Origin of the sequence: Pseudomonas sp. G5(2012), assembly GCF_000408945.1 — a bacterium.
In the GTDB taxonomy this organism is placed as follows: domain Bacteria; phylum Pseudomonadota; class Gammaproteobacteria; order Pseudomonadales; family Pseudomonadaceae; genus Aquipseudomonas; species Aquipseudomonas umsongensis.
Genome location: NZ_APIO01000025.1, coordinates 191,947 through 211,964 on the forward strand (window position 1 = coordinate 191,947; position 20,018 = coordinate 211,964).

General features: G+C 59.9%; 17 protein-coding genes. 9 read left to right on the forward strand and 8 right to left on the reverse strand.

What is annotated here, in order from left to right:
• Positions 1-463: 463 nt before the first annotated feature.
• The gene (locus tag PG5_RS08065) at positions 464-1,180 is read right to left on the reverse strand and encodes an SIMPL domain-containing protein (RefSeq protein ID WP_020796612.1); all 717 of its coding nucleotides are present in this window, start codon (positions 1,178-1,180) and stop codon (positions 464-466) included.
• Positions 1,181-1,480: 300 nt separating this feature from the next.
• Here PG5_RS08065 and PG5_RS08070 point away from each other — a divergent pair, with 300 nt between their 5' ends.
• The 4 genes from PG5_RS08070 (at position 1,481) to PG5_RS08085 (ending at position 5,958) form a co-directional block, all read left to right on the forward strand.
• The gene (locus PG5_RS08070) at positions 1,481-2,743 is read left to right on the forward strand and encodes an ATP-binding protein (protein WP_020796613.1); all 1,263 of its coding nucleotides are present in this window, start codon (positions 1,481-1,483) and stop codon (positions 2,741-2,743) included.
• Positions 2,736-3,296, forward strand: coding sequence for a response regulator transcription factor (locus tag PG5_RS08075; RefSeq protein ID WP_008057484.1), 561 nt, complete (start codon positions 2,736-2,738; stop codon positions 3,294-3,296). The genes PG5_RS08070 and PG5_RS08075 overlap by 8 nt, the downstream gene beginning before the upstream one ends.
• Before the next feature lie 97 nt (positions 3,297-3,393).
• Complete coding sequence (locus PG5_RS08080; RefSeq protein WP_020796614.1) at positions 3,394-5,121, forward strand: ABC transporter ATP-binding protein/permease; 1,728 nt, start codon at positions 3,394-3,396, stop codon at positions 5,119-5,121.
• Between the two features lie 87 nt (positions 5,122-5,208).
• Positions 5,209-5,958: a FadR/GntR family transcriptional regulator gene (locus PG5_RS08085; RefSeq protein ID WP_042955306.1), complete on the forward strand. Its 750-nt coding sequence runs from the start codon at positions 5,209-5,211 to the stop codon at positions 5,956-5,958.
• Positions 5,959-5,973: 15 nt separating this feature from the next.
• Here the strand turns inward: PG5_RS08085 and PG5_RS08090 are convergent, their stop codons facing one another.
• The gene (locus tag PG5_RS08090; RefSeq protein ID WP_042955293.1) at positions 5,974-6,333 is read right to left on the reverse strand and encodes a hypothetical protein; all 360 of its coding nucleotides are present in this window, start codon (positions 6,331-6,333) and stop codon (positions 5,974-5,976) included.
• Between the two features lie 407 nt (positions 6,334-6,740).
• On the opposite strand from PG5_RS08090, the gene kdgD reads away from it, so the two are divergent.
• The 5 genes from kdgD (at position 6,741) to PG5_RS08115 (ending at position 13,351) form a co-directional block, all read left to right on the forward strand.
• Positions 6,741-7,652 (forward strand): 5-dehydro-4-deoxyglucarate dehydratase, encoded by a 912-nt coding sequence (gene kdgD / locus PG5_RS08095; protein WP_020796617.1) that lies wholly within the window; start codon positions 6,741-6,743, stop codon positions 7,650-7,652.
• 59 nt (positions 7,653-7,711) lie between these two features.
• Positions 7,712-9,151, forward strand: a complete 1,440-nt coding sequence (locus PG5_RS08100) for an aldehyde dehydrogenase family protein (RefSeq protein ID WP_020796618.1) — start codon at positions 7,712-7,714, stop codon at positions 9,149-9,151.
• A gap of 165 nt (positions 9,152-9,316) precedes the next feature.
• A complete protein-coding gene (locus PG5_RS08105; protein ID WP_020796619.1) occupies positions 9,317-10,687 on the forward strand; it encodes an MFS transporter in 1,371 nt (456 codons plus the stop codon).
• A gap of 11 nt (positions 10,688-10,698) precedes the next feature.
• Positions 10,699-12,252, forward strand: a complete 1,554-nt coding sequence (garD, locus tag PG5_RS08110; RefSeq protein WP_020796620.1) for a galactarate dehydratase — start codon at positions 10,699-10,701, stop codon at positions 12,250-12,252.
• A gap of 157 nt (positions 12,253-12,409) precedes the next feature.
• Positions 12,410-13,351 carry an AEC family transporter gene (locus PG5_RS08115; protein ID WP_020796621.1) on the forward strand — a complete coding sequence of 314 codons (942 nt, stop codon included), beginning with the start codon at positions 12,410-12,412 and terminating at the stop codon, positions 13,349-13,351.
• Here the strand turns inward: PG5_RS08115 and PG5_RS08120 are convergent.
• From PG5_RS08120 to gatA, 6 genes are all read right to left on the reverse strand, one after another.
• A complete protein-coding gene (locus tag PG5_RS08120; protein WP_042955294.1) occupies positions 13,348-14,835 on the reverse strand; it encodes a PhoPQ-activated pathogenicity-related family protein in 1,488 nt (495 codons plus the stop codon). The two genes, PG5_RS08115 and PG5_RS08120, sit on opposite strands and share 4 nt — an antisense overlap.
• 243 nt (positions 14,836-15,078) lie before the next feature.
• Positions 15,079-15,450: a carboxymuconolactone decarboxylase family protein gene (locus tag PG5_RS08125; protein ID WP_020796623.1), complete on the reverse strand. Its 372-nt coding sequence runs from the start codon at positions 15,448-15,450 to the stop codon at positions 15,079-15,081.
• A complete protein-coding gene (locus PG5_RS08130; protein ID WP_020796624.1) occupies positions 15,447-16,508 on the reverse strand; it encodes a calcium/sodium antiporter in 1,062 nt (353 codons plus the stop codon). Before PG5_RS08130 ends, PG5_RS08125 begins: the two co-directional genes overlap by 4 nt.
• A gap of 50 nt (positions 16,509-16,558) precedes the next feature.
• The gene (locus tag PG5_RS08135) at positions 16,559-16,930 is read right to left on the reverse strand and encodes a septal ring lytic transglycosylase RlpA family protein (RefSeq protein ID WP_020796625.1); all 372 of its coding nucleotides are present in this window, start codon (positions 16,928-16,930) and stop codon (positions 16,559-16,561) included.
• A 165-nt stretch (positions 16,931-17,095) separates the two neighbouring features.
• On the reverse strand, positions 17,096-18,541 hold the full coding sequence (gene gatB / locus PG5_RS08140) for an Asp-tRNA(Asn)/Glu-tRNA(Gln) amidotransferase subunit GatB (RefSeq protein ID WP_020796626.1): 1,446 nt from the start codon (positions 18,539-18,541) through the stop codon (positions 17,096-17,098).
• Positions 18,542-18,551: 10 nt separating this feature from the next.
• Positions 18,552-20,003 (reverse strand): Asp-tRNA(Asn)/Glu-tRNA(Gln) amidotransferase subunit GatA, encoded by a 1,452-nt coding sequence (gene gatA / locus PG5_RS08145; RefSeq protein ID WP_020796627.1) that lies wholly within the window; start codon positions 20,001-20,003, stop codon positions 18,552-18,554.
• Between the last annotated feature and the right edge of the window lie 15 nt (positions 20,004-20,018).

Genomic DNA, 20,018 nt, shown 5'->3' on the forward strand with positions numbered 1-20,018 from the left:
AGCGACTACAAGCCTTAAACAGTGGCACGAACGTACCTTAATGTCGCAATTGTATAAAACTCGACGCATTTGATCGTTTGCGCGGCCTTTTTGTAGTGCAACTGGCGCACTTTTTTGGTGCGTTGAAGCCTTGGGGTGCCCGTGGGTGGGGCAAGGTGTTACCTATTTATACCCCGTCCTTGAGGGGTGTGTGGCGGTTAATCGAAGTGGTTATCGTTGCACGGGTACTGATCGCAAGGTGCGAGTTGTACAAGGTGCAACTTTTCATTTCGGCTTGTACGACATCTCTGTAGGAGATGCCGCAGGCTGCGATCTTTCGGTCGCCACTGAAATGTCCTTGAGAGCATAGAACAAGATCAAAAGATCGCCCGAACGCGCCCGAGACTGCGTCAGTTCCTGCAGGGGGCGCAAAAAAACGGCGATCAGTTGAGTGATCGCCGTTTTTGTAATTCATGTCATCGAATCAAGGCATCAGCACTTCAATCGAGCCATCGGCCGTCATGCTGACCTGGCTGGTGCCGGCTTCCACTTCCGGCGTCACTGGAGCGGCATCCATGCTGGCGGCTTTCATCATCATCGGCCCGCGCATATACGGTTGTGGATAACCGTTGCTGTTGAGGTTCAGGTTGACGATTTTGTAGCCCTTGCCACCCAGGGCGTCGGTGGCCAATTGGGCACGGGCCTTGAAGGCGCTAACGGCGTCCTTGAGCAGGGCGTCTTCGCTGGCTTTGCGGGTTGGCGTGGCGATGGCGAAGTCCATGCCGCCCATTTTCAGGTCGGTGAGGAGTTCGCCGGTCAGCTTCGACAGTGCGGCGAAGTCCGAGCTTTCCAGGCGCAGTTCAGCGCGTTCGCGCCAGCCAGTGATCTTCTGACCCTTGGTGTCGTAGATCGGGTAGCTGTTGCGGCTGCCCTGACGCAGGGTGATGTCCTTGACCTGCTTGGCCTGAGCCAGGGCCTTGTTCATGGTGGTGCTGACGTCCGCGGCAAGTTTGGCCGGGTCGGTATTCTGCTCTTCGGTGTAGAGGGTCACGATCATCAGGTCGCGAGCCACTTCCTGGCTGACTTCGGCGCGCAGGGAAATCTGGTTGTAATGAAGCTCGTCGGCGGCCAGGGCCGGAAGGGCGGCGAGAGTGCCGGCACTCAGGGCGAGGAGGGCGGCGCTACGGCGGAATGTGTGCATGAAGGCTCCTAAGTGGGTGCGCAGGTTGTGTCCCTGCGTGAACCCATCAGACTCTAGCGTTGATGATCTGGTTCGCACAGTTACAACTTCTATACAGGTGTACATCACCCCCTGTAGGAGCGAACATGCTCGCGATGAACCCGAGAGCACCGCGGGGTGCCAGATTCCCAGCGTTATCGTTGACGATCATCGCGAGCGTGCTCGCTCCTGCATGTGGCCGTTTGCCGCACTTTCGCCTGTCAGCCCCCGCGCTTGGTTATACTCCCGTCGATCCGCCTGGAGCGCTCATCAGGAGAGCTCATGCTCGCCCCCGTCCAAATTACTTCCGCCACGCGCCAGAATCTCTGGCGGTTGACGTTTATACGCACCTTGGTCCTGGCCGCTCAAGCCGGTTCCGTAGGCCTGGCCTACTGGCTCGAACTGCTGCCACTGCCCTGGTTCCAACTGGCCGCGACGCTCGGCTGTTCGATGCTGCTGTGTGCTTTCACGGCCATTCGGCTGCGCACCACTTGGCCGGTCACCGAGCTCGAATACGCGGTGCAACTGGCCTGCGATCTGTTTATCCACAGCGCATTACTGTATTTCTCGGGGGGGTCGACCAACCCCTTCGTCTCTTATTACCTGGTGCCGCTGACCATCGCGGCAGTGACCTTGCCATGGCGTTACTCGGTGATTCTGTCGGGCATCGCCTTGACCCTGTATACCTTGCTGCTCGCACGCTTCTATCCGCTGCAAACCTTCCCGATCGCCCGGGAAAACCTGCAGGTGTACGGGATGTGGTTGAGCTTCGCCCTGGCGGCGGCAGTCATCACGTTCTTCGCCGCGCGCATGGCCGAAGAGCTGCGTCGCCAGGAAGAGTTGCGGGCCATCCGCCGGGAAGAAGGCCTGCGCGACCAGCAACTGCTGGCAGTCGCCACCCAGGCGGCGGGCGCTGCCCATGAGCTGGGTACACCGCTGGCAACCATGAGCGTGTTGCTCAAGGAGATGCAACAGGACCATCCTGACCCGATGCTGCAGGATGACCTGAAGGTGCTGCAGGACCAGGTCAAGTTGTGCAAAGAGACCTTGCAGCAGCTTGTTCGAGCGGCGGAAGCCAATCGCCGGCTGGCGGTGGAGATGCAGGACGTCACCGACTGGCTCGACGAAGCGCTCAATCGCTGGCACCTGATGCGCCCGGAAGCCAGTTATCGCTTCCAGCGCCTTGGCCAGGGCACGGTGCCGCGCATGGCGCCGCCGCCGGACCTGACCCAGGCGTTGCTCAATTTGCTCAACAACGCGGCGGATGCCTGTCCCGAGGGGCTGCAAGTTACCCTGGACTGGAATGCAGAGGATTTGACCATCAGCATCCGCGACCACGGTGCCGGTGTGCCGCTGGCCATCGCCGAGCAGATCGGCAAGCCATTTTTTACCACCAAGGGCAAAGGTTTCGGCCTGGGCCTGTTTTTGAGCAAGGCCAGCGTGACACGCGCCGGCGGCTCAGTGAAACTCTACAGTCATGAGGAAGGCGGCACGCTCACCGAGCTGCGCCTGCCCCACGGCGCCCGAGGAGACCAACATGAGTGACGAAATCCAAGTCGAAGGCGAAGAACTGCCGCATTTGCTGCTGGTCGACGACGACGCGACCTTTACCCGGGTGATGGCCCGCGCCATGGCCCGCCGTGGCTTCCGCGTCAGCACTGCCGGTTCCGCTGAAGAGGGGCTGACCATCGCCCAGGCCGACCTGCCGGACTATGCCGCCCTGGACCTGAAAATGGATGGCGATTCCGGTTTGGTATTGCTGCCCAAGCTGCTGGAAATGGACCCGGAAATGCGCGTGGTGATCCTCACCGGTTATTCGAGCATCGCCACCGCCGTGGAGGCGATCAAGCGTGGCGCCTGCAACTACCTGTGCAAACCGGCCGACGCCGACGACGTGCTGGCCGCGCTGTTGTCCGAACACGCCGACCTCGACAGCCTGGTGCCGGAAAACCCGATGTCCGTGGACCGCCTGCAGTGGGAACACATCCAACGCGTGTTGACCGAGCACGAAGGCAACATCTCCGCCACCGCCCGCGCCCTGGGCATGCACCGCCGCACGCTGCAGCGCAAACTGCAGAAGCGCCCGGTTCGTCGCTGAACCAGCGCTGAACGAATGCGGGCCGCTCCTCGCGACAAACCGAACCGATCATCTATGATCGGTTCGTGCACGTACTTTTTCTTATCGAGCCTTATCCATGAATCAGAACGCTGAGTACTCCGCGGTCAATGATGTTGTGCGCGGGCAGTTTTTCCGAAAAGTCTGGGCGATGATCACGCCTTACTGGCGCAGTGAAGAAAAGGTCAAGGCCTGGACGTTGCTGATCGCAGTGATTGCGCTGTCGTTGATGGGGGTGGGGATCTCGGTGTGGTTCAACACCTGGTACAAGGATTTCTACAATGCCTTGCAGCAAAAGGACGAGGCGGCATTCTGGCGGCTGATCCTGTATTTCTGCGCGATTGCCGCGGTGGCGATTGTCGGTGCGGTGTACCGGCTCTACCTGACACAGATGCTGACGATTCGCTGGCGGGCGTGGCTCACCGAAAAACATTTCGCTCGTTGGCTGAGCAACAAGAACTATTACCAACTGGAGCAGGGCGGTTACACCGATAACCCGGACCAGCGCATTTCCGAAGACCTCAACAATTTTACCTCCGACACCTTGAGCCTGGGCGTTGGGCTGCTGCGCAATATCGTCAGCCTGGTGTCGTTCTCGATCATCCTCTGGGGTGTTTCGGGGAGCATCGAAGTGTTCGGTGTGACCATTCCCGGCTATATGTTCTGGTGCGTACTGGTCTACGCGGTGGTAGGTAGCTGGCTGACGCATTTGATCGGTCGCCGGTTGATCGGCCTGAATAACCGCCAGCAACGCTTCGAAGCCGACCTGCGTTTTTCCATGGTACGGGTTCGCGAGAACGCTGAAAGCATCGCGTTGTACAACGGCGAGCCCAACGAGAACCGCCGCTTGACCCATCGCTTCTCGATGGTCTGGCACAATTTCTGGGACATCATGAAGGTGTCCAAGCGCCTGACCTTCTTCACGTCCGGTTACGAGCAGGCGGCCATCATCTTTCCCTTCATGGTTGCCGCGCCGCGTTACCTGTCGGGCAAGATCGAACTGGGCGAGCTGATGCAGATCAGTTCGGCGTTCGGCAATGTCCAGGACAGCTTCAGCTGGTTTATTACCGCCTACCAGAGCCTCGCCTCATGGCGCGCCACCTGCGATCGTCTGCTCAGCTTCCGTCAGGCGATGACGGATAACGAGCAACGCGCCCCGGCCATCGACGTGCAGAACTCGGGATCAGCCTTGAAGGTGCACAACCTCGGCCTCGACCTGGCTGACGGTCGCCACCTGTTGACCAATGGCGACATGACCGTGCAAGAGGGTGAGCGCGTAATGCTCAGCGGTCGTTCAGGCAGCGGCAAGTCGACCTTGCTGCGGGCGATGGGGCACCTGTGGCCTGCGGGGCACGGCAGTATTCGCCTGCCAGCGGCGCGCTATCTGTTCCTGCCGCAAAAACCTTACTTGCCGATCGGCACACTGCGTGAGGCGCTGAGTTATCCACAGGCCGGCGATACCTATCCGAATGAGCGCTACGTGCACGTCCTGGAAACCTGCCGCCTGCCGCACCTGGTGGCGCGCCTCGACGAAGCCAATCACTGGCAGCGCATGTTGTCGCCGGGTGAGCAGCAACGCCTGGCCTTTGCGCGTGCGTTGCTTTACGCCCCGCAATGGCTGTACATGGACGAAGCGACTTCAGCGATGGATGAAGAAGACGAAGCGTCGCTGTATCAGGCGCTGATCGATGAGTTGCCAGGGCTGAGTATCGTCAGCGTCGGGCATCGCAGCAGCCTCAAGCGGTTCCACCCACGGCATGTTCGTATCGAGAACGGCCATCTGGTGGATCAGACCGTGACCGCATAAGCACCGCGCCCCCTGTAGGTGATCGTACAACCGCGTTGCGCTATGATGCGGTTTCAGCAGCCGAATTTGTCGAGACAGATGTTCACCATGGAAAACCCGAACGCCTCACCACGCCTCCCTCGCAAGCGCCGCAGCCTCGCTCAGGAACTGGTGACGGTGCTGTCCGAGCAGATCCGCGATGGTCACCTCAAGCGTGGCGACAAGTTGCCCACAGAGTCGGCGATCATGGATGCCCATGGCGTCAGCCGCACGGTGGTGCGCGAGGCGATTTCCCGTTTGCAGGCGGCCGGTCAGGTGGAAACCCGTCACGGCATCGGCACCTTCGTGCTTGATACCCCGAGCCCGAGTGGTTTTCGCATCGACCCGGCGACCGTCGTCACCCTGCGTGATGTGCTGGCCATCCTGGAACTGCGCATCAGCCTCGAAGTGGAGTCCGCCGGCCTGGCCGCGCAACGTCGCAGCCCCGAGCAGTTGGCGCTGATGCGCGCGGCGCTGGATGCCCTCAATGAAAGTGTTTCCCACGCCAGCGATGCCGTGGCCTCGGACTTCCAGTTCCACCTGCAGATTGCCCTGGCGACCGGCAACCGCTACTTCACCGACATCATGACTCACCTGGGCACCAGCATTATCCCGCGCACTCGCCTCAACTCCGCGCGACTGGCCCATGACGACCAGCAGCACTACATGAATCGCCTGAGCCGCGAGCACGAAGAGATCTACGACGCGATCGCCCGCCAGGACTCCGATGCGGCGCGTGCGGCCATGCGCTTGCACCTGACCAACAGCCGCGAGCGGTTGCGTCATGCCCATGAAGAGGCTGAGGCGCAGCGCGGTTGAAACCGGCGGCTTGAGTTACGGCTCTATGCGTAGCTCGAGAGGGTAGGAGCTGGTCACATCACCTGACTCGTTGCAGCTTTGGTAGCGTAGCTGTACGAACTTGTTCACCCATTTCCCTAACGCATCCTTGGATACGTCCGTACTAAAATCCTGCGCTCTTTCCACCTCTCCGGACTCCTCATTCCATCGTGCGAACTGGGCGTAGGGACCGGTCCAGTCCGGTTCCTCGGCATCATCCCCCAAAATGGCACGGACATTGTGCTCCAGTTGTATATCAGCCGAATTCGGGATGCTGATTGCCAGTGCGCCTTTCAGCTTCGACAGCAGTACGACATTGGTGGCGAGATCTTTAAGACCGGGGACTGGATGCGTCATGGCGAGCCTCTTTCTGGTCGAGTCTGGCCACAGGTTGATGGCCGTGGAGCGTTTTATCTCCCATGGCCGCTTCGACCGTAACTGTTAGAAATATCAGTCACGACGAATGGCGTCCGTACCACAGCTTCCTCGATTCTTTCAGTTGTCGAGAGAGGCATTACGACAACGTATGACCTCGTGCCACACAAGCGGCTTATAAATAATCCATATCCATTTTTCCTTAAAACGCCTGAAAGCCCCGTGATTCAAGGTGTTTTCAGTGGAGTACAGTGGTTCCCTTGCCCACAGGATTTGCACTGGAGATGAAATGCAGTTGACGATTGTATTTTAAGTTGTACGATGACCTACAACTTCAGCGCAGGCTGAACGGTTTTTCACACAACGTCGCTACCCAGGGTGTTCGAATAATGAATCCACAAGAACTGAAGTCCATCCTCTCTTCCGGTCTGCTGTCTTTCCCGGTCACCGATTTCAATGCCCAGGGCGATTTCAATCGCGCTGGCTATATCAAGCGCCTGGAGTGGCTGGCCCCGTACGGCGCCTCGGCTTTGTTCGCCGCGGGCGGCACCGGTGAGTTCTTCTCCCTGGCGGCCAGCGAATACTCGGAAATCATCAAGACAGCCGTCGACACCTGCGCCACCAGCGTGCCGATCCTCGCCGGTGTCGGCGGTTCGACCCGCCAGGCCATCGAATACGCCCAGGAAGCCGAGCGTCTGGGGGCCAAAGGCCTGCTGCTGCTGCCGCACTATCTGACCGAAGCCAGCCAGGACGGCGTTGCCGCTCACGTTGAAGCCGTGTGCAAGTCGGTCAATATCGGCGTGGTGGTCTACAACCGTAACGTCTGCCGCCTGAACGCGCCGCTGTTGGAACGTCTGGCCGAGCGTTGCCCGAACCTGATCGGCTACAAGGATGGCCTGGGTGATATCGAGTTGATGGTGTCGATCCGTCGCCGCCTCGGAGATCGTTTCAGCTACCTGGGTGGTCTGCCGACCGCCGAAGTCTACGCCGCAGCCTATAAGGCGCTGGGCGTACCGGTGTACTCCTCGGCGGTGTTCAACTTCATCCCGAAAACCGCGATGGATTTCTACCACGCCATCGCCCGTGAAGATCACGCCACCGTCGGCAAGATCATCGACGACTTCTTCCTGCCGTACCTGGACATCCGTAACCGCAAAGCCGGTTACGCGGTGAGCATCGTCAAGGCCGGGGCCAAGATTGCCGGTTATGACGCGGGCCCTGTGCGTGCGCCGCTGACCGATCTGACCGGCGAAGAGTACGAAATGCTCGCCGCGCTGATCGACAAGCAGGGCGCGCAATAACAATGATCAAACCGAAGCCGCTGAGCGATCAGCGGCTTTTTGCGTGAGGAGAACGACTCGTGACAAAGCGCTACGACAACTACATCAACGGTGAATGGGTCGCCGGTGCCGATTACTCGGTCAACATCAACCCGTCCGAACTGAGCGACGCCATCGGCGATTACGCCAAGGCTGATCTGGCTCAGGTCCACGCCGCCATCGACGCCGCCCGTGCCGCATTCCCGGCGTGGTCGGTTTCGGGCATTCAGGCCCGTCACGATTCCCTGGATAAAGTCGGTAACGAGATCCTCGCCCGCCGCGAAGAACTCGGCACCCTGCTGGCCAGGGAAGAGGGCAAGACCCTGCCCGAAGCCATCGGCGAAGTGACCCGCGCCGGCAACATATTCAAGTTCTTCGCCGGTGAATGCCTGCGCCTGTCCGGCGACTACCTGCCGTCGGTGCGTCCGGGCGTCAATGTTGAAGTCACCCGCGAAGCCCTGGGTGTGGTCGGCCTGATCACACCGTGGAATTTCCCGATAGCGATCCCCGCCTGGAAAATCGCTCCGGCCCTGGCCTACGGCAACTGCGTGGTGTTGAAACCGGCTGATCTGGTGCCGGGCTGCGCCTGGGCGCTTGCGGAAATCATCTCCCGCGCAGGCTTCCCGTCCGGTGTCTTCAACCTGGTGATGGGCAGCGGTCGTGTGGTTGGCGATGCACTGGTCAACAGCCCGAAAGTCGACGGCATCAGCTTCACCGGTTCCGTGGGTGTCGGTCGTCAGATCGCCGTGAATTGCGTGTCGCGCCAGGCCAAGGTGCAGCTGGAAATGGGTGGCAAGAACCCGCAGATCATTCTCGACGACGCCGACCTCAAGCAAGCGGTCGAGCTGTCGGTACAGAGCGCGTTCTACTCCACCGGCCAGCGTTGCACGGCATCGAGTCGCTTCATCGTCACCGCCGGGATCCACGACCAGTTCGTCGAAGCCATGGCTGAGCGCATGAAATCGATCAAGGTGGGTCACGCATTGAAAGCCGGCATCGACATCGGTCCGGTGGTGTCGCAAGCGCAGCTTGAACAGGACATGAAATACATCGACATCGGCCAGTCCGAAGGTGCGCGCCTGGTCAGTGGCGGTGGCCTGGTGACCTGCGACACCGAAGGCTACTTTCTCGCGCCAACACTGTTTGCCGACAGCCAAGCCTCGATGCGCATCAGCCGCGAAGAGATCTTCGGCCCGGTGGCCAACATCGTTCGCGTAGCCGATTACGAAGCCGCACTGGCCATGGCCAACGACACCGAGTTCGGTCTGTCGGCGGGCATCGCCACCACTTCCTTGAAGTATGCCAACCACTTCAAGCGCCACTCCCAGGTCGGGATGGTGATGGTCAACCTGCCGACCGCCGGCGTGGATTACCACGTTCCGTTCGGCGGGCGTAAAGGTTCATCCTATGGATCACGTGAGCAAGGTCGCTATGCGCAAGAGTTCTACACGGTCGTAAAAACGGCCTACGTCGGCTCCTGATACACCGCAATACCTTGTAGGAGCCGGCTTGCTGGCGATGCAGGCACCGCGGGGTGTCATTTACACCGCGGCGACGCGATCGCCAGCAATCGAGCGTCGACCGGCCGTTCCTACAGGCTGCAACGTTATTACCCGCATAAAAATAATCAGTGGGAGTACATCTACATGCAATCGACCAAGAAGCCGACTCACGTCCGCTATTTGATCCTGCTCATGCTGTTTCTGGTGACCACGATCAACTACGCCGACCGCGCCACCATTGCCATCGCCGGCTCCAGCCTGCAAAAAGACCTGGGCATTGACGCAGTCACCCTCGGCTATATCTTCTCCGCATTCGGTTGGGCCTACGTGGCCGGGCAAATTCCCGGTGGCTGGCTGCTGGACCGTTTCGGTTCGAAAAAAATCTATGCACTGAGCATCTTCACCTGGTCGCTGTTCACCGTGTTACAGGGTTATGTCGGCGAGTTCGGCATGTCCACGGCGGTGGTTGCGCTGTTCATGCTTCGCTTTCTCGTCGGTCTGGCCGAAGCGCCGTCCTTCCCCGGCAACGCACGAATCGTCGCGGCCTGGTTCCCGACCGCTGAACGTGGCACCGCTTCAGCGATCTTCAACTCGGCGCAATACTTTGCCACGGTGTTGTTCGCACCGCTGATGGGCTGGATCGTCTACAGCTTCGGCTGGCAGCACGTGTTCATCGTCATGGGCGTGATCGGCATCATTTTCTCGGGCATCTGGCTGAAGGTTATCCACAGCCCGCGCCAGCACCCGATGATCAACGACGCCGAGTTCCAGCACATCGCCGACAACGGCGGCATGGTTGACATGGACCAGGACAAAGGCAAGGGCAAGAAGGGCGACGGTCCGAAGTGGGACTACATCCGCCAGTTGCTGACCAATCGCATGATGTTGGGCGTATACCTCGGCCAATACTGCATCAACGGCATCACTTACTTCTTCCTGACCTGGTTCCCGGTGTACCTGGTTCAAGAGCGCGGCATGACCATCCTCAAGGCCGGTTTCATCGCCTCGTTGCCGGCGATCTGCGGCTTCATCGGCGGTGTGCTCGGCGGGGTGATTTCCGATTACCTGCTGCGCAAAGGCCATTCCCTGACCTTCGCCCGCAAGGCGCCGATCATCGCCGGCCTGCTGGTCTCCAGCAGCATCGTCGCGTGCAACTACGTGGACGTTGAGTGGATGGTCGTGGGCTTCATGGCGCTGGCATTCTTCGGCAAAGGCGTGGGTGCCTTGGGTTGGGCGGTGGTGTCCGATACTTCACCGAAGCAGATCGCCGGTCTTAGCGGTGGCCTGTTCAACACCTTCGGCAACCTGGCGTCCATCACCACGCCGATCGTCATTGGCTACATCATCAGTTCTACTGGTTCGTTCAAATGGGCGCTGGTGTTTGTCGGTTGCAACGCACTGGTCGCGGTGTTCAGCTACCTGGTGATCGTCGGTCCGATCAAGCGTGTGGTGCTCAAGGAACCGCCGGTCAACGGTCCTGAAGCATCCGGTAAATTGTCTCAAGCGCATTCCTGAGGAGCGGCGTCATGCAGTTGATTGAACATTCCGATTCGCCGCGCTACATCCGCCTGCACGAGCGAGACAACGTGGTGATCGTGGTCAATGACCAGGGGGTGCCGGCCGGCACCGAGTTTTCCGATGGCCTGGTCACCGTCGACTTCGTGCCACAGAGCCACAAGGTCACCCTGGAGGACATTCCCGAGGGTGGCCAGGTGATTCGTTACGGGCAGGTCATCGGCTACGCCCTGCAGCCGATTCCCCGTGGCAGTTGGGTCAAGGAAGATCAATTGCGCATGCCGACCGCGCCGCCGCTGGACAGCCTGCCGCTGTCCACCGAGGTGCCGGCCGCGCAGGCACCGCTTGAAGGCTTCACCTTCGAGGGTTATCGCAACGCCGACGGCACCGTCGGCACGCGCAACATTCTGGGTATCACCACTACGGTGCAATGCGTCACCGGCGTGCTGGATCACGCGGTCAAGCGCATCAAGGAAGAGCTTCTGCCCAAGTACCCGCACGTCGATGACGTGGTGGCGCTGACCCACAGCTATGGCTGTGGCGTGGCGATCACCGCCACCGACGCCTACATCCCGATTCGCACTGTGCGTAACCTGGCGCGCAACCCGAACCTGGGTGGCGAAGCGCTGGTGATCAGCCTGGGTTGTGAAAAATTGCAGGCCGGGCAGGTGATGCACGAGGGCGATGCCTCGGTGGATCTGAGCGAGCCGTGGTTGTATCGCCTGCAGGATTCCAGTCACGGTTTTACCGAGATGATCGAGCAGATCATGGAGCTGGCTGAAACCCGTTTGAAGAGGCTCGATCAACGCCGCCGGGAAACCGTGCCCGCGTCCGAGCTGATCCTGGGCATGCAGTGTGGCGGCAGCGACGCGTTTTCCGGGATTACCGCCAACCCGGCGCTGGGCTATGCCTCGGACCTTTTGTTGCGTGCGGGTGCGACGGTGATGTTTTCCGAAGTCACCGAAGTGCGCGATGCGATCTACCTGCTGACCTCCCGTGCGCAAACCAAAGAAGTTGCCCAGGAGCTGGTACGGGAAATGGACTGGTACGACCGTTACCTGGCCAAGGGCGAAGCGGACCGTAGCGCCAACACCACGCCGGGCAACAAGAAGGGCGGTTTGTCGAACATTGTCGAGAAGTCCCTGGGTTCGATCGTCAAGTCCGGTAGCAGCGCCATCACGGGTGTGCTCGGCCCAGGCGAACGGTTCAAGGAAAAAGGCCTGATTTTCTGCGCGACCCCGGCCAGTGACTTTGTCTGCGGCACGTTGCAGTTGGCGGCGGGGATGAACCTGCACGTGTTTACCACGGGCCGCGGCACGCCTTACGGGTTGGCCATGGCGCCGGTGGTGAAGGTATCGACCCGGACCGAACTGGCGCAGCGCTGGCCGGATCTGATCGACATCGACGCCGGGCGTATTGCCACCGGGCGCGCATCCATCGAGGAACTTGGCTGGGAGTTGTTCCACTACTACCTGGATGTAGCCAGTGGCAAGCAGCAGACGTGGGCTGAAAAGCACAAGCTGCATAACGACATCACGTTGTTCAACCCGGCGCCGATTACCTGAGACCGCATTATCGTTCTTCGCGAGCAGGCTCGCTCCCACAGTGGAATGAATTCCAGTGGGAGCGAGCCTGCTCGCGAAGGCGATCTAGCAGGCGCCGGAGTCCACAGTGGCTTATCATTAGCCTCCTAACGACGCCCACCTCAAGGTCCTCCCCGGCATGCTGGCAATTTTCCTCGAAACCCTGAACATCACCGCACCGGTGTTCGCCATGCTGTTTCTGGGGGTGTTGCTCAAGCGCATCGACTGGATCAACGACAACTTCATTCACACCGCCTCGTCCCTGGTGTTCAACGTCACCATGCCGGCACTGCTGTTTCTGGGCATCCTGCACGCCGACTTGCACGCCGCATTGCAACCGGCCCTGCTGATCTACTTCTCCCTCGCGACCCTGGTGTGCTTTGCCATCGCCTGGGGCTGGGCGATCTTCAGGTGCCCGCGTGAAGACCGGGGGATCTACACCCAGGGCGCTTTTCGCGGTAACAACGGGGTGATCGGCCTGGCACTGGCCGCGAGCATGTACGGCGACTACGGGATATCCCTCGGGGCGATCCTGGCGGCGCTGGTGATTCTGTTCTACAACACCCTCTCGACCATTGTGCTGGCGGTGTACAGCCCGGTAATCAAGTCCGATCCATGGAGCATCTGCAAAAGCGTGATCAGTAACCCGCTGATCATCAGCGTGATTGCGGCCGCGCCCTTTGCTTACTTCAAGATCAGCTTGCCGGGATGGCTGGAGACGTCCGGCCAGTATCTGGCGCAAACCACCTTGCCGTTGGCGTTGATTTGCATCGGCGGCACGCTGTCACTGGCGGCGATGCGAAAAAGTGGCTCGATGGCGCTCAGTTCAAGTCTGTTGAAGATGCTCGGCCTGCCAATCCTGGCGACCCTGGGCGCGTGGCTCTGGGGCTTTCGCGGTGCGGAGTTGGGGATTCTGTTCCTGTACTTCGGCAGCCCGACCGCCGCCGCCAGTTTCGTCATGGCCCGGGCAGCGAATGGCAATCATGAACTGGCGGCGGCGATCATTGTGCTCACCACGCTGATGGCGGCGGTGACCACCAATGTCGGGATCTTTTTGTTGCAGTGGGGGGGCTGGATTTAGCGCTTGGCCAGGTCGGGTAGGGTTTTACACGTGGGCCCGTTCTCTGGAGGGGCAGCGGTCGGGTAGTGCTCAGGCATGATTTGCACCGGTGTGGTGACGACAAAACCATCGGCGAAGGTCGCCTCTAGAAATGTCGCAGCCCAGCCCTGCTCGGGTGTTTCCATATGCACCTGTGCCTGCAACGGGGTGGAAGGGGTGATATGCAGGGGCTGATAGCGAATTGCGCAAGCATCCCGGAAGTCTCGCGCCGTCGGATTCACGGCGGTCCACTGAGTCACCTGGGCAGGCGGCTCGCTGAACTGCAACGAAACGGATTTGCCGGTGCCGTGGGTTGTTGTGCTAGTCGTCATGGAGGGTAGCGGGCGATTTTGCTGCCATCGGTTGACTACGGTAATAAGCGAGCTTTCAACGAATTGCCGAATCCCGCCGTGGCTGGAATTGGGAGCGACCCGTAGGCTTTTCGGCCCGGGCAGACGGTCGAAATAGAAGTCTGTGTTATCTGGAACGAAAAAGTCATCACTACTGGCGTTGACGATGTACTTCGCAATTGACAGCCGCTCGGCATAGGCGCTGTCCAGATAAGCCAAGGGGTCCTCGATGGTCATCAGTTTCTGGAAGTTTTCGCTGTGCCGCCTCTGGATCACCTCTTCACGGTGATAGTCATAGAATGCCAGCGGCCAGTTTTTTCCAAAGGTTTGAAAGGTATGTTCGAACACTTTGTCTGAGCCGAGAATATCAATGACAAAGGGTACGACCGCGTTGACGCGCTCATCCGCAATAGCGGTGAGCCAGGCCACCCAAGCGCGTTTCGACAAGCCACTGGCGATGAATCGTTCGACTTTCCAAGGTTTGAGTTCTTTCTGGGCAAGGTCCATCGCCTTGACCATGGAAGCCATCATCGGCAAATGAACGGACATGTAGGGGCGCGCTTCGGGATTTTCGAGAAATAACTTCCAGCTATGGGCGACGCTTGAGTCTTCTGTACGGGCAATCCCGTCGTCGGCGTAAGTGAGATATTGATTGGGGATATTACTGAGAGAGATGACGATTGTCCGAGTTCTACGTGCAACTTCCAGGGCCATGGATTGAGTGAAATCCGTAGGTTCAGTTTCGATCTTGTTTCCAGCGGGTATATTGGTGCCGTTATTCGCTACCAATATTGCTTGCTCAAGGTTGGCATTATGCGGGATATAAATATCGACACTATGTTTCCATTGTTTCGGACTGACTAGCCCTTCGGGTGACCACTGCTGAGCCGAAAGCTCAAAGCTGCGCTTTTCTACGCCCGGAAAGAGTTGAATGCCTTTTGCAGCGTAGAGTAATGGCTTTGACGCTTCCTGGTTTTTGTAGCAATTTAGCACTTCGCTGAAATCTTGGATTGGTACTGAGCACCTGTCTACCAAGGTTTCGGCATGTGCAGCGGGGCTTGCCAGTGCAAGGGTTATCAGTATGTTCTGGACCGTGGCAAAAAAGGCGGGTCGCATTGAATCTTCTCGCTTGTTTCAAGTTGTTTAGGAATTGTTGTGACGGTTTTTTTGCGATGGGAGAAGATTGTCTTTGTATTATCGATATGGAAAGGTTTTTCGGGCGTGTTATTTTTCGAGATATTTATATTTGGAAAGTATCGGTGCAAATATGCATCCGTCGGATTTCAGGCAGTCGAAAACATTCGACGGGGCGCCGCAGTCAATTACGTTCCCGTCGAACGAAGTTTTAAACGAGGAGGGTTACTGATATTGCTCGATAACTTCCTGTGCCGCCCGAAACGCATCAATCGCCGCTGGGACACCGGCATACACCGCGCAATGCAGTAGCGCTTCGCGTATCTCTTCCACGGTGCAGCCGTTGTTCAGCGCGCCGCGCACGTGGCCTTTCAATTCCTGCGGGCACTTCAGCGCCGTCAGCGCTGCGAGCGTGATCAGGCTGCGGGTTTTCAAGGGCAGGCCTTCGCGATTCCAGACTCCGCCCCAGGCATGTTCGTTGACGAAATCCTGCAGCGGCTGGGTGAACTCCGTAGCGTTGCCCAGTGCGCGGTCGACAAAGGTGTCGCCCATCACTTGGCGACGTACTTCAACGCCGGTTTTCTTGTTCTCGGTCATGGCAATTCCCTCTTATGGTGTTGGCGACGCCAGGCGCGCAATGACGTGAACAACAAGAACGCCACGAGCGCTGGCAGGACGAAAAACAGCATCAGGTGTTCAAGCTTGCCGGCCAGCGGCATGCCGGTGGTGAACGACACCACGTGCAGTCCGTAAGCCAGGTACAAGCCCAGGAACAGCAGGCCTTCGGCGCGGGTCACGCGGTAACCGGAATAGAACACCGGCAGGCATAGCACCGCGACGCCAAGCATTACCGGCAGGTCGAAATCCAGGGCGTTTGGCGATACCGACAGCGGCGCTGGCGCGACTAGCGCGGTCAGGCCCAGCACACCCAGGAGGTTGAACAAATTGCTGCCAATCACGTTGCCCACGGCAATATCACGCTCGCCGCGCATCGCGGCGATCAACGAAGTGGCGAGCTCAGGCAGTGATGTGCTGACAGCGACGATGGTCAGGCCGATGATCCGCTCCGACAGCCCAAGATCGGTGGCGACCGCAACGGCAGCCCCCAACAGCAGGTGCCCGGCGTACACCAGCATCGCCAGCCCGGCGATAATCATCAGCAGGCTGCTCAGCCATGGCGCCTGGCCGTTGTGCTCATGGCTCGAAACCGGGCGCGCCGAATGCCGTGACTGGCGCAGCAACAAGCCCAGGTAAATCGCCAGTGCCATCAACAGCATCACGCCGTCGGCACGGGTCAGTTCTTCATTCCAGGCGAGTACGAATACCAGCAGGCTGGCGCCGATCATCAGGGGAATATCCAGGCGCACCAGTTGGCGTGACACCCGCAACGGGATGATCAGCGCCGACAATCCGAGGGTGACGAGGATGTTGAAAATGCTGCTGCCGATCACACTGCCGACGGCAATGTCGGCGTTGTGCGCCAAGGTGGCTTGCAAGCTGACCGCCATCTGCGGTGCGCTGCTGCCGAGGGCGACGATGGTCAGGCCGATGATCAGTGGGCGTACATGCAGGCGTGCTGCCAGGCGCACGGCAGCGCGCACCATCAGTTCGGCGCCGGCGATCAGCAACGCCAGCCCGCTGAGCAATTCAATCACGCTGATCAGGGGTAAATCGGCTAGTCCGAAAATGGTCGGGGCTCCGTCGGTCAGTCGAGGGCTTGCACGCGAACCCGCGCGGTGCCGCTCTTGAGCATGCCCAGTCGTTCGGCGGCTTCATGGGACAAATCAATCAGGCGGCCACGGGTGTGCGGGCCACGATCATTGATGCGCACTACGCAGGATCTGTCGTTTTTCAGGTTGGTGACCTTCACCCGTGTACCGAAGGGTAGCTGGCGATGGGCGGCGGTCAGGGAATTCTTGTCGAAACGCTCGCCACTGGCGGTGCGTTTGCCTTGGTGTTTGGCGCCGTAATAGGAGGCAACGCCGGTTTTGTCATAGCCGTGCGGGTCGACGGTGTCGGTGCTGGCGCAACCGGCGAGCAGGGAGAGCAGGGCGCAAAGTCCAAGTAGGCGCTTCATAGAAGTTTTCCCGAAACAAAAAGTGGGAGCGACGGTGCGGCGATCCGACCTGCTCGCGAATGCCAATCTGACAGTCAATTTTGTGTTGAGTGCCAAACCCCATTCGCGAGCAGGCTCGCTCCCACAGTAAAATGGAGCCAGATTTTAGAGCTGGCTCCATTCCGGTCAGCCTTCGAGCTTGCTTTTCAGCAGTTCGTTGACCTGTTGCGGGTTGGCCTTGCCTTTCGATGCCTTCATGGCTTGGCCGACGAAGAAGCCGAACATCTTGCCGCGCTTGGCTTCGTCTGCCGCGCGGTATTGCTCGACCTGCTCGGCATTGGCCGCGAGCATTTCGTCCAGCACCGCCGAGATCGCGCCGGTGTCGGTCACTTGCTTGAGGCCGCGCTTTTCGATGATCTCGTCTGCGCTGCCTTCGCCGTTGGCCATGGCTTCGAACACCACCTTGGCGATCTTGCCGGAGATGGTGTTGTCCTTGATGCGCAGCAGCATGCCGCCCAGTTGCTCGGCCGAAACCGGCGACTGCTCGATATCCAGGCCTTGCTTGTTGAGCAGGCTGCCCAGTTCAACCATGACCCAGTTGGCCGCCAGCTTGGCGTCGCCGCCGATGCTCGCGACCTTCTCGAAGTAGTCGGCTTGTTCGCGGCTGGTGGCCAGCACGCTGGCGTCATAGACCGACAGACCGAATTGCTCCTGGAAACGCTCGCGTTTCTGCGGTGGCAATTCGGGCAGGGTGGCGCGCACGTCGTCGAGGAACGAGTTTTCGATCACGACAGGCAGCAGGTCCGGATCGGGGAAGTAACGGTAGTCGTTGGCTTCCTCCTTGCTGCGCATCGGACGGGTTTCGTCCTTGTTCGGATCGTACAGGCGGGTCTGCTGGATCACCTTGCCGCCGTCTTCGATCAGCTCGATCTGACGCTGGATTTCGCTGTTGATCGCCTTCTCGATGAAGCGGAACGAGTTGACGTTCTTGATCTCGCAGCGCGTACCGAACTCGACCTGGCCCTTTGGACGGATCGATACGTTGCAGTCGCAACGCAGCGAACCTTCGGCCATGTTGCCGTCGCAGATGCCCAGGTATCGCACCAGTGCGTGGATCGCCTTGACGTAAGCCACGGCTTCCTTGGCGCTGCGCATGTCTGGCTCGGAAACGATCTCAAGCAGTGGCGTGCCCGCGCGGTTCAGGTCGATGCCGGTGGCACCGTTGAACTCTTCGTGCAGGCTCTTGCCGGCGTCTTCTTCCAGGTGCGCGCGGGTGATGCCGACACGTTTGACCGTACCGTCTTCCAGGGCGATGTCCAGGTGGCCCTTGCCGACGATCGGCAATTCCATCTGGCTGATCTGGTAGCCCTTGGGCAGGTCCGGGTAGAAGTAGTTCTTGCGTGCGAACACGTTGTGCTGGCCGATCTCGGCGTCAATCGCCAGGCCGAACATCACCGCCATGCGCACCGCTTCCTGGTTCAGCACCGGCAGTACGCCGGGCATGCCCAGGTCTACGAGGCTGGCCTGGGTGTTCGGCTCGGAACCGAAGGTGGTGGAACTACCGGAAAAGATTTTCGACCGGGTGGTGAGCTGGGTGTGAATCTCCAGCCCGATCACGACTTCCCATTGCATGTGTGTCTCCTCAGAAGCCGGTTGGGGTGCGGGTGTGCCAGTCAGTGTTCAACTGGTACTGGTGCGCAACGTTGAGCAAGCGGCCTTCCTGGAAATACGGAGCGAGCAGCTGCACGCCTACTGGCAAACCATCGACAAAACCGGCCGGCATCGACAGGCCTGGCAGGCCGGCGAGGTTGGCGGTGATGGTGTAGACGTCTTCCAGGTAGGCAGCGACCGGGTCGCTGTTCTTGGCGCCGAGCTTCCAGGCCGGGTTTGGCGTGGTTGGGCCGAGAATGATGTCGACCTCGTTGAAGGCCGCCATGAAGTCGTTCTTGATCAAGCGACGAATCTTCTGCGCCTTCAGGTAGTAGGCGTCGTAGTAGCCGGCGGACAGGGCGTAGGCGCCGACCATGATGCGGCGCTGCACTTCTGTGCCGAAACCTTCGCCACGGGAGCGCTTGTACAGGTCTTCCAGGTTTTTCGGGTCTTCGCAGCGATAGCCGAAGCGCACGCCATCGAAACGCGACAGGTTGGAAGAGGCTTCCGCCGGGGCGATCACGTAGTACGCAGGAATCGCGTGCTGCATGTTTGGCAGGCTGATTTCCTTGATCACGGCACCGAGCTTTTTCAGCTCTTCGACGCTGGCCATCACCAGGTCGGCGATGCGCGGGTCGAGACCGGCGCTGAAATACTCTTTCGGCACGCCGATGCGCAGCCCTTGCAGCGAACCGTTGAGGCTGGCGCTGTAGTCCGGCACGGGTTCATCGATGCTGGTCGAGTCGTTCGGATCGAAGCCGGCCATACCTTGCAACAATATTGCGCAGTCTTCGGCAGTGCGCGCCAACGGACCGCCCTGATCGAGGCTGGACGCGTAGGCGATCATGCCCCAACGCGATACGCGACCGTACGTCGGTTTCAGGCCTGTGAGGTTGGTCAGCGCCGCTGGCTGGCGGATCGAACCGCCGGTATCGGTGCCAGTGGCGGCAGGCAACAGGCGAGCGGCCACTGCAGCCGCGGAGCCGCCGGAGGAACCGCCCGGCACGTATTCCAGGTTCCACGGGTTTTTCACCGCGCCGTAATAGCTCGACTCGTTGGCCGAGCCCATGGCGAATTCGTCCATGTTGGTCTTGCCCAGGGTCACGGCCCCGGCAGCGGCCAGCTTGGCGACGACGGTGGCGTCGTACGGTGCCTTGAAGTTGTCGAGCATCTTCGAGCCGCAACTGGTGCGGATGCCCTGGGTGCAGAACAGGTCCTTGTGGGCGATCGGCGCACCCAGCAGGGCGCCGCTCTCACCATTGGCCCGGCGGGCATCAGCGGCTTTCGCCTGCGTGAGCGCCAGGTCTTCAGTGAGGCTGATGAAGCTGTTGAGCTGTGGGTCGAGCTGGGCGATGCGCGCCAGCAGGACTTTGGTCAGCTCTTCGGAGGAAAACTTTTTATCGGCGAGTCCGCGGGCGATCTCGGCCAGAGTCAATTGATGCATTGCAGGCTCTTTCCC

Bases quoted from the DNA above. Each gene is read 5' to 3' on its own strand.
- PG5_RS08065 (WP_020796612.1), bottom strand. From the start codon at position 1,180: ATGCACACATTCCGCCGTAGCGCCGCCCTCCTCGCCCTGAGTGCCGGC.
- PG5_RS08070 (WP_020796613.1), top strand. From the start codon at position 1,481: ATGCTCGCCCCCGTCCAAATTACTTCCGCCACGCGCCAGAATCTCTGG.
- PG5_RS08075 (WP_008057484.1), top strand. From the start codon at position 2,736: ATGAGTGACGAAATCCAAGTCGAAGGCGAAGAACTGCCGCATTTGCTG.
- PG5_RS08080 (WP_020796614.1), top strand. From the start codon at position 3,394: ATGAATCAGAACGCTGAGTACTCCGCGGTCAATGATGTTGTGCGCGGG.
- PG5_RS08085 (WP_042955306.1), top strand. From the start codon at position 5,209: ATGGAAAACCCGAACGCCTCACCACGCCTCCCTCGCAAGCGCCGCAGC.
- PG5_RS08090 (WP_042955293.1), bottom strand. From the start codon at position 6,333: ATGACGCATCCAGTCCCCGGTCTTAAAGATCTCGCCACCAATGTCGTA.
- kdgD (WP_020796617.1), top strand. From the start codon at position 6,741: ATGAATCCACAAGAACTGAAGTCCATCCTCTCTTCCGGTCTGCTGTCT.
- PG5_RS08105 (WP_020796619.1), top strand. From the start codon at position 9,317: ATGCAATCGACCAAGAAGCCGACTCACGTCCGCTATTTGATCCTGCTC.
- garD (WP_020796620.1), top strand. From the start codon at position 10,699: ATGCAGTTGATTGAACATTCCGATTCGCCGCGCTACATCCGCCTGCAC.
- PG5_RS08115 (WP_020796621.1), top strand. From the start codon at position 12,410: ATGCTGGCAATTTTCCTCGAAACCCTGAACATCACCGCACCGGTGTTC.
- PG5_RS08120 (WP_042955294.1), bottom strand. From the start codon at position 14,835: ATGCGACCCGCCTTTTTTGCCACGGTCCAGAACATACTGATAACCCTT.
- PG5_RS08125 (WP_020796623.1), bottom strand. From the start codon at position 15,450: ATGACCGAGAACAAGAAAACCGGCGTTGAAGTACGTCGCCAAGTGATG.
- PG5_RS08135 (WP_020796625.1), bottom strand. From the start codon at position 16,930: ATGAAGCGCCTACTTGGACTTTGCGCCCTGCTCTCCCTGCTCGCCGGT.
- gatB (WP_020796626.1), bottom strand. From the start codon at position 18,541: ATGCAATGGGAAGTCGTGATCGGGCTGGAGATTCACACCCAGCTCACC.
- gatA (WP_020796627.1), bottom strand. From the start codon at position 20,003: ATGCATCAATTGACTCTGGCCGAGATCGCCCGCGGACTCGCCGATAAA.